General features: G+C 60.8%; 6 protein-coding genes. 5 read left to right on the top strand and 1 reads right to left on the bottom strand.

The genetic code is table 11. The features are described from left to right. The first annotated feature begins 71 nt into the window (after positions 1-71). Positions 72-4,928 (top strand): NAD-glutamate dehydrogenase, encoded by a 4,857-nt coding sequence (locus tag CKW23_RS19885; protein ID WP_025259187.1) that lies wholly within the window; start codon positions 72-74, stop codon positions 4,926-4,928. A 156-nt stretch (positions 4,929-5,084) separates the two neighbouring features. Here the strand turns inward: CKW23_RS19885 and galE are convergent, their stop codons facing one another. Beyond that, the gene (gene galE / locus CKW23_RS19880) at positions 5,085-6,206 is read right to left on the bottom strand and encodes a UDP-glucose 4-epimerase GalE (RefSeq protein WP_025259188.1); all 1,122 of its coding nucleotides are present in this window, start codon (positions 6,204-6,206) and stop codon (positions 5,085-5,087) included. A 327-nt stretch (positions 6,207-6,533) separates the two neighbouring features. On the opposite strand from galE, the gene CKW23_RS19875 reads away from it, so the two are divergent. Genes CKW23_RS19875 through CKW23_RS19860 form a run of 4 tightly spaced genes read left to right on the top strand, consistent with a single transcriptional unit; the run spans position 6,534 to position 11,710 of the window. Continuing rightward, positions 6,534-7,634: a glycosyltransferase family 1 protein gene (locus CKW23_RS19875; protein ID WP_074568957.1), complete on the top strand. Its 1,101-nt coding sequence runs from the start codon at positions 6,534-6,536 to the stop codon at positions 7,632-7,634. Next, on the top strand, positions 7,622-8,824 hold the full coding sequence (glf, locus tag CKW23_RS19870) for a UDP-galactopyranose mutase (RefSeq protein ID WP_025259190.1): 1,203 nt from the start codon (positions 7,622-7,624) through the stop codon (positions 8,822-8,824). The genes CKW23_RS19875 and glf overlap by 13 nt, the downstream gene beginning before the upstream one ends. Further along, a complete protein-coding gene (locus CKW23_RS19865; protein WP_025259191.1) occupies positions 8,811-9,959 on the top strand; it encodes a beta-galactosidase in 1,149 nt (382 codons plus the stop codon). The genes glf and CKW23_RS19865 overlap by 14 nt, the downstream gene beginning before the upstream one ends. Further along, positions 9,956-11,710 carry an ABC transporter ATP-binding protein gene (locus tag CKW23_RS19860; RefSeq protein WP_025259192.1) on the top strand — a complete coding sequence of 585 codons (1,755 nt, stop codon included), beginning with the start codon at positions 9,956-9,958 and terminating at the stop codon, positions 11,708-11,710. Before CKW23_RS19865 ends, CKW23_RS19860 begins: the two co-directional genes overlap by 4 nt. The last annotated feature ends 126 nt before the right edge of the window (positions 11,711-11,836 follow it).

Here is an 11,836-nt window from a genome sequence, read left to right as displayed (position 1 = left end):
TCCCGGTGCAGTCTGGTACGAGACACTTCCATCAAGCTTCCTCCTTATAAAAGCAAAGCGGAGTACCACAGATGGCGTTCTTCACCGCAGCCAGCAAGTCCGATTTCCAGCACCAACTGAAATCGGCACTGGCTCAGCACATCAACGAACAGGCATTGCCACAAGTAGCGCTGTTCGCTGAGCAATTCTTCGGCATCATTTCCCTGGATGAACTGACCCAGCGTCGCCTTTCCGACCTGGCAGGCTGCACCTTGTCCGCCTGGCGCCTGCTGGAGCGTTTCGAGCATGGCAAGCCTCAAGTGCGGGTCTATAACCCTGATTACGAGCGTCATGGCTGGCAGTCGACTCACAGCGCCGTCGAAGTGCTGCATCATGACCTGCCGTTTCTGGTCGACTCGGTACGTACCGAGCTGAATCGTCGCGGTTACAGCATCCATACCCTGCAAACCACCGTACTGAGCGTGCGTCGCGGGGCTGCGGGCGAGTTGCTGGAGTTGCTGCCCAAGGGCACGACGGGCGAGGGTGTGCTGCAAGAATCGCTGATGTATCTGGAGATCGACCGCTGCGCCAACGCCAACGAACTGAGCGTGTTGGCCCGTGAGCTGGAGCAGGTGCTGGGTGAAGTCCGCGCTGCGGTAGAAGATTTCGAGCCGATGAAAGCCCGCCTGCACGAGTTGCTGGCAAGCATCGATGCCAACGAATACAACACGGATGAACCAGAGAAGGCCGAAATCAAGGTCTTCCTGCAATGGCTGGTGGATAACCACTTCACCTTCCTGGGTTATGAAGAGTTTGAAGTTCGTGGTGAAGGCGATGGTGGTCAACTGATCTACGACGAGTCGTCCCTGCTGGGCCTGGCCAAGCTGCTGCGTCCGGGGCTTTCCAGCGAAGACCTGCATATCGAAGGCTATGCGGTGAATTACCTGCGCGAGCCGACACTGCTGTCGTTCGCCAAGGCTGCGCACCCGAGCCGTGTACATCGTCCGGCTTACCCTGATTACGTTTCGATCCGCCAGATCGATGCGTCGGGCAAAGTCATCAAGGAATGCCGCTTCATGGGCCTGTACACCTCGTCGGTGTATGGCGAAAGCGTGCGGCAGATTCCGTACATCCGTCGCAAGGTGGCGGAAGTCGAGCGTCGTTCCGGCTTCGATGCCAAGGCTCACCTGGGCAAGGAGCTGGCGCAGGTCGTTGAAGTGCTGCCACGCGACGATCTGTTCCAGACGCCGGTGGACGAGCTGTTCAGCACCGTGATGTCCATCGTGCAGATCCAGGAGCGCAACAAGATTCGCGTGTTCCTGCGCAAGGACCCGTATGGCCGTTTCTGCTACTGCCTGGCTTACGTGCCACGCGACGTGTATTCCACCGAAGTGCGCCAGAAGATCCAGCAGGTTCTGATGGAGCGCCTGAAGGCCAGCGACTGCGAGTTCTGGACCTTCTTCTCCGAATCGGTCCTGGCCCGTGTGCAGTTGATCCTGCGCGTGGACCCGAAGGTCAATCTGGATATCGATCCGGTACAACTGGAAAACGAAGTCATCCAGGCCTGCCGTTCGTGGAAAGACGATTATTCGAGTCTGGTGGTCGAAAGTTTCGGCGAAGCCCATGGCACCAATGTGCTGGCCGACTTCCCCAAAGGCTTCCCGGCAGGCTACCGCGAGCGTTTCGCTGCGCATTCGGCTGTCGTGGACATGCAGCATGTGCTGAGCCTGAGCGAAACCAACCCGCTGGTCATGAGCTTCTATCAGCCGCTGGCTGGTGGCCGTCAGCAGTTGCACTGCAAGCTGTACCACGCCGATACACCGCTGGCGCTCTCGGATGTGCTGCCGATTCTGGAAAACCTAGGTCTGCGCGTGCTGGGCGAGTTCCCGTATCGCCTGCAACATGCCAATGGCCGCGAGTTCTGGATTCACGACTTTGCCTTTACCTATGGCGAAGGCCTGAACCTCGATATCCAGCAGCTCAACGATACGCTGCAGGACGCCTTCGTCCACATCGTGAGCGGCGATGCCGAGAACGATGCCTTCAACCGTCTGGTGCTGACCGCCGGTCTGCCATGGCGTGACGTGGCGCTGCTGCGTGCCTATGCCCGTTACCTGAAGCAGATTCGCCTGGGCTTCGACCTGGGTTATATCGCCAGCACCCTGAACAACCATACCGACATCGCCCGTGAACTGACGCGCCTGTTCAAGACCCGTTTCTATCTGGCACGCAAGCTGGGTTCCGACGATCTGGACGACAAGCAACTGCGTCTGGAGCAAGCGATTCTCACGGCCCTGGACAACGTTCAGGTGCTCAACGAAGACCGCATCCTGCGTCGCTACCTTGACCTGATCAAGGCGACCCTGCGCACCAACTTCTACCAGACCGACGCCAACGGCCAGAACAAGAGCTACTTCAGCTTCAAGTTCAACCCGCGCCTGATTCCCGAGCTGCCAAAGCCGGTGCCGAAGTTCGAGATCTTCGTCTACTCGCCGCGCGTCGAGGGTGTTCACCTGCGTTTCGGCAATGTGGCCCGTGGCGGCCTGCGCTGGTCCGATCGCGAAGAAGACTTCCGTACCGAAGTGCTGGGCCTGGTAAAAGCCCAGCAGGTGAAGAACTCGGTCATCGTGCCGGTGGGTGCCAAAGGTGGTTTCCTGCCACGTCGCCTGCCGCTGGGTGGCAGCCGCGATGACATCCAGGCTGAAGGCATCGCGTGCTACCGCATCTTCATCTCGGGTCTGCTGGACATCACCGACAACCTCAAGGAAGGCGTGCTGGTGCCGCCTGCCAACGTGGTTCGTCACGATGACGACGACCCGTACCTGGTCGTGGCAGCCGACAAAGGCACCGCGACCTTCTCCGACATCGCCAACGGCATTGCCATCGATTACGGCTTCTGGCTGGGCGATGCTTTTGCGTCCGGTGGTTCGGCCGGTTACGACCACAAGAAGATGGGCATTACCGCCAAGGGCGCGTGGGTGGGCGTGCAGCGTCACTTCCGTGAGCGCGACATCAATGTCCAGCAGGACAGCATCAGTGTGATCGGTATCGGCGACATGGCCGGTGACGTGTTCGGCAACGGCTTGCTGATGTCCGACAAACTGCAACTGGTCGCAGCCTTCAACCACCTGCATATCTTCATCGATCCAAACCCGGACCCTGCCACCAGCTTCGTCGAGCGTCAGCGCCTGTTCAACCTGCCGCGTTCGGCCTGGACCGACTACGACACCAGCATCATGTCCGCTGGCGGCGGAATCTTCCCGCGTAGCGCGAAGAGCATCGCGATCACCGAGCAGATGAAAGCGCGCTTCGACATCAAGGCCGACAAGTTGACCCCGACCGAGCTGTTGCACGCGCTGCTCAAGGCTCCGGTGGATCTGTTGTGGAACGGCGGTATCGGGACTTACGTCAAGTCCAGCGAAGAGTCCCATGCCGATGTGGGCGACAAGGCCAACGATGCATTGCGCGTCGATGGCAACGAGTTGCGTTGCAAGGTGGTGGGCGAGGGCGGCAACCTGGGCATGACCCAGTTGGGCCGTGTCGAGTTCGGCCTCAATGGCGGCGCGACCAACACCGACTTCATCGACAACGCCGGTGGTGTGGACTGCTCCGACCACGAAGTGAACATCAAGATCCTGCTCAACGAAGTGGTGCAGGCCGGGGACATGACCGAGAAGCAACGTAACCAGTTGCTCGAAAGCATGACCGACGAAGTCGGCAACCTGGTGCTTGGCAACAACTACAAGCAGACCCAGGCTCTGTCGCTGGCGGCACGTCGCGCCTACGATCGGATCGCTGAATACAAACGCCTGATGAATGACCTCGAAGTTCGCGGCAAGCTGGATCGCGCCATCGAGTTCCTGCCGGCCGAAGACCAGATCGCAGAGCGCGTTGCGGCCGGTCAGGGCCTGAGCCGTGCCGAGCTGTCGGTATTGATCTCCTACAGCAAAATCGATCTCAAGGAAGCCTTGCTGGAGTCCCGTGTTCCGGATGACGATTACCTGACCCGCGACATGGAGACGGCGTTCCCGCCGTCGCTGAGCGCCAAGTTCTCGACCGCCATGCGTGCTCACCGCCTCAAGCGCGAAATCGTCAGCACCCAGATCGCCAACGATCTGGTCAACCACATGGGCATCACCTTTGTGCAGCGGCTCAAGGAGTCCACTGGCATGAGCGCGGCCAACGTGGCGGCTGCCTACGTGACCGTGCGTGACATCTTCCACCTGCCGCACTGGTTCCGTCAGATCGAGGCGCTGGATTACAAGGTCCCGGCTGAAATCCAGTTGTCGCTGATGGATGAGCTGATGCGTCTGGGCCGTCGTGCCACACGCTGGTTCCTGCGCAGCCGTCGCAACGAACTGGACGCCGGTCGTGACGTTGCTCACTTCGGTCCGCATCTGGCGGCATTGGGCCTCAAGCTCGATGAGTTGCTGGAAGGACCGACCCGTGAGGTCTGGCAGGCGCGTTACAAGGCTTATGTGGAAGCCGGTGTGCCCGAGTTGCTGGCCCGCATGGTTGCAGGCACCAGCCACTTGTACACCCTGTTGCCGATCATCGAAGCTTCCGACGTCACCGGGCACAATGCTGCCGACGTGGCCAAGGTGTATTTCGCGGTAGGCAGCGCACTGGACGTGACTTGGTACCTGCAACAGATCAGCAATCTGCCGGTGGAAAACAACTGGCAGGCGCTGGCCCGTGAAGCGTTCCGTGATGATATCGACTGGCAACAGCGGGCGATCACCATCTCTGTGCTGCAGATCCCGGAAGGTCCTGAGGATCTGGAAGAGCGTCTGGCCCTGTGGCTGGAGCAACACGCCCCGATGGTCGAGCGCTGGCGCGCCATGCTGGTCGAGCTGCGTGCGGCCAGCGGTACCGACTACGCCATGTACGCGGTTGCCAACCGCGAGTTGCTGGACCTGGCAATGAGCGGGCAAGCCGTCGCGGTTTGATGGTCTAGCCCGGTTGTAACGAAAAGCCCTGCATCGTCGTGATGCGGGGCTTTTTGTTTTTCGGGCGCGGGATTTTGAAGGCAATATATTTTCGCGAATAAATTCGCTTGTACGGTGGCGGTGTGGGAGCGAACTCATTTGCGAAAGCTCGCAGGATCACTGCCGCGTGCGAGGCATAGAGAGCGCATGTAAGCCATCGTCTGTCGCGGCGGCTCCACCTGCCGACAGCGGCACGCCGGGTATCGGTTCTTGCATGGTGACCAATCCGTCTTCGTAGCCTTCGGGGCTTGTACATTGCCAATGCCAGGCATCGCGCAGCATGGTTTCCAGGCCATACCGGGCGACCCAGCCCAGTTCGCTGCGCGCCCGTGACGGGTCGGCCCAGCATTGCGCGACATCGCCGGGGCGTCGCTCGCACATCTGCACCGGCACCTTCACGCCCGTGACCTGCTCGAACGTCTTCACCACTTGCAGCACCGAATAATCGATGCCGGTTCCCAGATTCCAGGCGCGGATTCCGCTGTGGGTGCGCAGGTAGTGCAAGGCATCGAGATGCCCGGCGACCAGATCCTGGACGTGGATGTAGTCCCGCACGCCGCTGCCGTCCACCGTCGGGTAATCCCCGCCATACACCGGCAGCACCGGCAACTTTCCGTCAGCCACCCGCAGCAGGTAGGGCAGCAGGTTGTTGGGGATTGTGTTGGGCGATTCGCCGATCAGGCCCGAAGGATGAGCGCCCACCGGATTGAAGTAGCGCAGCAGCGCAATGCGCCAGCGTTGATCGGCCCGAGCCAGACTGCCCAGCACCTGTTCGGCCATGAGCTTCGATTGCCCGTAGGGATTGGTGGGCCGGCCACTGCGGGCCTGTTCGGCGATGGGCATCTTGCGGCAACCGCCATAGACGGTGGCTGATGAACTGAACACCAGCGTGAAAACACCGGCGGCAGCCATCGCCTGGCACAGGTTGATGGTGCCGCTGACATTGGTGTCGTAGTAATGCAGCGGCTTGCGCACGCTTTCGCCTACGGCCTTGAGGCCGGCAAAGTGCAGCACTGCCCGGATCGGGTAGCGTGAAAACAGCTTGGCAAGCACTCCGCGGTTACGTACATCGCCCTGTACCAGAACAGGACGACGGCCACAGATCTGTTCGATCCGTGTCAGGGCATGTGGGCTGCTGTTGCAGAAATTGTCCAGAACCAGCACATCTTCGCCTACCTCCAGAAGGGCGAGTACCGCGTGGGCTCCGATGTAACCAGCACCACCGGTCACAAGGATCATAGAGTCACCTTCGCATGAAATAAGTGGGCTGCGACCGCTGTTGCGCTATGGCGAAGGTCTGCGCGGATGTAAATGGATCGCTTACTTCATAACGAAAGGCAGTACCGATCCCCGGTTCCGGGAATTGGCCGGACGGTCATGTCACTGGTCGGCCATCAAGGTGTGCCGACTGAACGCTCAGCGCAGCGAACTCGTCCATAACTCTGTGTCGGGTGTCTTGCTCATCGCCACGACATCACTTGCTCTGGAGAGAACCTCATGATTCCAACCCCGGCTGCATACCCCGTCGCAGAGCATTTGGCCGAAGGCCATGAAGTTGTTGTCAACATGCGTCCCTTGCTTGTCTGCCTTTCCCATTTACGCTGGGGATTTGTCTACCAGCGCCCTCAACACCTGATGACGCGCATGGCGCGGCGCTACGATGTACTGTTTTTCGAGGAGCCACTGACAGCCGAGGGTCAGCAGGCTCATCTGCAACTGTTTCTTCAGGCCAATGGTGTGACGGTGGCGACGCCGTATCTGCCTGCCGGGCTGAATGCCGAGCAGACCGAACAGCAACTTCGCGAGCTGCTCGATGATTACCTGCTGCGCAATCCACGCGAGGTTTTGCTGCGCTGGTATTTCACACCCATGAGCCTGGGCTTCAGCGAGCATCTGTCGGCCCGTGGCACTGTCTATGACTGCATGGACGAGCTCTCGGCATTCAAGGGGGCGCCGCCACAGTTGCTTGAACGCGAGCAGCGTCTGCTGGCGCTGGCGGATGTGGTGTTCACGGGTGGCGTCAGCCTGTGGGAGGCCAAGCGTGCCCAGCACGGCAATGTCCATGCGATGCCCAGCAGTGTCGATATCGAACATTTCGCCAGTGCCCGACAGGCATTGCCCGAGCCCGCCGATCAGGCCGGTATCGCTCATCCGCGACTGGGCTTTTTCGGGGTCGTGGATGAGCGTCTCGATCTCGTCTTGCTGGAAGGACTGGCCCGGCAGCGACCTGACTGGCACCTGGTGGTCCTTGGCCCTGTGGTCAAGATCGATCTGGCCAGTCTGCCGAGTCTGCCCAACATTCATTACCTGGGCGCCAGGGCCTACAGCGAATTGCCCGCTTACCTGAGTGGCTGGGACGTGGCGCTGATGCCCTTTGCGCTCAATGAAGCCACACGTTTCATCAGTCCGACCAAGACACCTGAATACCTTGCAGGTGGCTGCCCGGTGGTGAGTACGCCGATCCGCGATGTGGTGCGCACCTATGGCGCTTGCCCGGTGGTACACATTGCCGAAGATGTCCCCGGTTTCGTCACTGCCATCGAAGCCGCGCTGATCCAGCGCCAGGACCGTGATGCGTTGTTTCATCTGGCCGATCAGGCCCTGGCCGGTATGAGCTGGGATTGCACCTGGAACGCCATGATGGAGCACATCACATGCCTCGCCTGACACTTGAACAGGCCCGCTACCGTGCCGGGCAATTGCAAGGGGAAGGCGGCGCACCCTTCTACGACTATCTCATCGTCGGCGCCGGTTTCGCGGGCAGCGTGCTGGCCGAGCGACTGGCCTGCGGGCTTGGGCTGAAAGTATTGCTGATCGACCGTCGTGGGCATATCGGCGGCAATGCCTACGATCATCTGGACGAAGCCGGGATCCTGGTTCATCGCTATGGACCGCATATCTTCCACACCAATGCGCAACGGATTGTCGATTACCTGTCGCGCTTCACCGAATGGCGTCCCTATGAGCATCGAGTATTGGCTCAGGTGCGTGGGCAACAGGTGCCGGTGCCGATCAACCTGACCACGCTCAATCGGCTGTATGGCCTGGAACTGGACGAGGCGGGCGCCGAGCGCTTTCTTGCCCAACGCGCCGAGCCGGTCGACCCGATACGCAGCGCCGAGGACGTGGTGGTCGGTCAGGTGGGGCGCGAGCTGTACGAGCTGTTCTTTCGTGGCTACACCCGCAAGCAATGGGGGCTCGATCCGGCTCAGCTTGATCGTTCGGTCACTGCCCGTGTGCCAGCGCGGACCAACGCCGATGACCGCTATTTCACCGACAGCTTTCAGATGATGCCGCAGCAGGGCTACACCGCCATGTTCGAGCGAATGCTCAATCATCCGGGCATCGACATTCTGTTGGGTGTGGATTTCGCCGAGATCGACCGGTTATTGCCCCGTGGCCATCTGGTGTATTGCGGGCCGGTGGACGAATACTTCGGCCATTCCCTTGGGCGTCTGCCTTACCGTTCCCTGCGTTTCGAGCACCGGACCCTGGCGCAGGAGCGCTTTCAAGACGTGGCGGTGGTCAACTATCCCGACGAGACGGTGCCCCATACCCGCGTCACCGAGTACAAGCACCTGACCGGCCAGGAGCATGCGCAAACCAGCGTGACCTATGAATACCCCTGCGCCGAAGGTGATCCTTATTACCCGGTGCCGGCTGCGGAAAATGCCGCGCTGTATCAACGCTACAAGGATCTGGGGGATGCCACCGAAGGCGTGACCTTCCTCGGTCGGCTGGGCACCTACAAGTACTACAACATGGATCAGGTGGTGGGACAGGCGTTGGCGCTTTACCAACGTATTGCTCAGACCCGCGGCGCAACGGCCGAGGGCGCTTCTCATGAGCGAGCCTGAAGCGTTCGCCAGTTTTCTCATGGGAGGCTTTGAATGCACCAGCAGCCGTCGCGGCGACGGGAAGCGTCTGGACCTGATTGCCTCAACCGGGCATGACCGCTGGGCCGAGCAGGATTATCGCAGCCTTGCCGGGTATGGAATGCGCACGGTACGCGACGGCGTGCGCTGGCACCTGATCGAGCCACGTCCCGGCCATTATGACTTCAGCAGTCTGGAGCCGCTGTTGCTGGCTGCCACGAGGACCGGCACTCAGGTGATCTGGGATCTCGGTCACTACGGATATCCGGACGATCTGGATATCTGGCGACCGGTCTTCGTCGAGCGTTTCGCCCGCATGGCCCAGGCGGTGGCCAGGCGGGTGCGCGAGTCCAGTGATGCCGTGCCGTTTTACTGCCCGATCAACGAGCCCTCTTTCTGGGCATGGGGCGGTGGCGAGGTCGGCTATTTCTATCCGCTGGGCCATAAGCGCGGCACCGAACTCAAGCACCAGTTGGTGCGTGCGAGCATTGCAGCCATGAGCGCCATTCGCGAGGTCGATTCACGGGCGCGTTTCATCCATGCCGATCCATTGATTCATGTTCGTGCTGTGCGACAGCGGGCCGGTGATGTCGAAGCGGCCGAGGCCTATCGCATGGCTCAGTACGAAAGCTGGGACCTGATCAGTGGCCGAAGCTGGCCTGGCCTGGGAGGGCATGAGGCTTTTCTGGATATCCTCGGCGTGAACTTCTATCCACATAATCAATGGTACCTGGACGGGCCGACGATCCGTCTCGGCGAGCCACATTTTCGGCCATTGGTTGGCATGCTGATGGAAGTTCACGCCCGTTATGGCCGCCCTCTGGTGATCAGCGAAACCGGTACCGAGGGTATCGGGCGCGGGCCATGGCTGGATTATGTCGGGGAACAGGCAATCCTGGCATTGATCAAGGGCGTCGATCTGCGTGGCCTGTGCCTGTACCCGGTGCTCGACTATCCCGGCTGGGATGACGACCGATACTGCAACAGCGGCCTGCTTGGTTATGCCGATGCCAGTGGCTTGCGCCCCGAAGACCCGCCGACCCGCGAAGCCCTGGCCCGCTTCGCTTTACGTCTGGCTGAAGCCCGAGTACGTATTCCCAAGAGGCCGCCCGCATGAACATTGCGCAAAGTGTGCCGCCCAACCCGAATGCCGGACGTTTTCTGTGGGGCTACGCCAGGCGTCGGCCATGGGCCTATGGCGGTATGGCAACGCTGGTGATCGCCGCCGCCAGTTGCGCAGTGGCCGTGCAGTACGGCATGAAGCTGCTGGTCGACAGCATGGGCGGCGAGGGGAATCGTTCCGGGGTCTGGTTCGCCTTCGGGTTGTTTATCTTTCTGATCGCCATCGAAAACCTGTTCTGGCGTCTGGGTGGCTGGCTGGGCTGCCGCACGGTGGTCGCCAGTTGCGCGGACATGCGGGTGGACCTGTTCAGCCACCTGACCGGACACCCGATGCGCTACTTTGCCGAGCACTACGCCGGAGCCCTGGGCAGCCGCATTTCGGCCACCGGCGCGGCGGCAGGGCAGATCTACAGTGCGCTGTTGTGGAAGATCATTCCGCCCTGCGTCGATTTTCTCGGCGCGGTGGTGATACTGGCCACGGTACGCATCCAGATGGCACTGGCGCTGGTGGCTTTCGTGGTGCTGGTGGCGGCGATCATCACCTTCTTCGGCATTCGCGGGCGCAGTCGTCATCAGCTATATGCGGCGCAAGCGGCCAGTGTGGGCGGTGAGCTTGTGGATCTGGTCAACAACGTCTGGACGATCAAGGCCTTCGCGGCACGGGATCGGGAACGGCTGAGGCTGGATGCCAAGATCCGCACCGAGGCACGGGCGCAGAGTCGTAGCTGGATGTACGTTGAAAAGGCGCGAGTGCTGCATGACCTGTGTCTGGCGAGCATGGCCGGGACCATGCTGGCCTGGTCCATTCTGCTCTGGACGCGCGGGGCCGTGAGCGTCGGTGACGTGGTGATGGTCAGCGCGCTGACGTTTCGCATCCTGCATGGCTCACGGGATCTGGCGCTGGCGTTGGTCGAGACCAGCCAGCATATGGGGGCCATTGGCGATACGCTGGCCGTTATCGCCAAGCCCTACGAACTCAGCGATACCGAGCAGGAATGGGCCGTACCATCCGGTGCCATCGAACTGCAAGAGGTTGGCTATGCCTATCCTGGCGGCAGGCAGGTGTTGTGCGGGCTGACCTTGCGCATCGAGCCGGGACAAAGAGTGGGCATCGTCGGCCCGTCCGGCGCAGGCAAGACCACGTTGCTGGGCTTGCTGCAACGTCTGGACGACGTCAGTACGGGGAGCATTCGCATCGATGGCCGCGACCTTCGGCAGATCAGCCAGGACAGCCTGCGCCGACAGATAGCCGTAGTGCCTCAGGAGCCAACCTTGTTCAACCGCAGCATCTACGAAAACATTGCTTACGGTAGACCCGAGGCCACTCGCGAGGAAGTGATCGCAGCCGCCCGCAATGCTTATTGCCACGAGTTCATCGACCAGTTGCCCCAAGGCTATGACGCGCTGGTGGGCGAGCGGGGCGTGATGCTCTCTGGCGGTCAGCGCCAGCGCCTCGGCATCGCCCGGGCCTTTCTCAAGAACGCCCCGATCCTGTTACTCGACGAAGCCACCGCCGCCCTGGATTCAAGCTCCGAAGCCATCATCCAGTCAGCGCTCAGCAGCCTGATGCGCGGCCGCACAGTCCTTGCCATCGCCCATCGATTGACCACACTTACCAGGTTCGATCGGGTGCTGGTGATTCAGCAAGGCCGTATCGTCGAAGACGGCCCACCCGAGCAATTACGCAGCGCGGGCGGGCTGTTTCAAACGCTCTGGCAGGCCCAGGAAATGGGCCGCCAGGATTGACGGCAATGGGGTTGCAGTGATGAAGTACGTTTGAATTCATTGGCGGTGCTGATAGTGACTATCAGAAATCAGAGATTCTATTCCCTGTAATAAATATGGAAAATGCGCGCATTGGACATACGGCTC

This window comes from Pseudomonas sp. Irchel 3A18, assembly GCF_900187465.1.
Taxonomy (GTDB): Bacteria; Pseudomonadota; Gammaproteobacteria; order Pseudomonadales; family Pseudomonadaceae; genus Aquipseudomonas; species Aquipseudomonas cichorii.
Note: the sequence above shows the minus strand (reverse complement) of the source record. Positions and strands in the feature narration are given on the sequence as shown.

Coding starts and splice junctions, on each gene's coding strand:
- CKW23_RS19885 (WP_025259187.1), top strand. CDS start 72: ATGGCGTTCTTCACCGCAGCCAGCAAGTCCGATTTCCAGCACCAACTG.
- galE (WP_025259188.1), bottom strand. CDS start 6,206: ATGATCCTTGTGACCGGTGGTGCTGGTTACATCGGAGCCCACGCGGTA.
- CKW23_RS19875 (WP_074568957.1), top strand. CDS start 6,534: ATGCGTCCCTTGCTTGTCTGCCTTTCCCATTTACGCTGGGGATTTGTC.
- glf (WP_025259190.1), top strand. CDS start 7,622: ATGCCTCGCCTGACACTTGAACAGGCCCGCTACCGTGCCGGGCAATTG.
- CKW23_RS19865 (WP_025259191.1), top strand. CDS start 8,811: ATGAGCGAGCCTGAAGCGTTCGCCAGTTTTCTCATGGGAGGCTTTGAA.
- CKW23_RS19860 (WP_025259192.1), top strand. CDS start 9,956: ATGAACATTGCGCAAAGTGTGCCGCCCAACCCGAATGCCGGACGTTTT.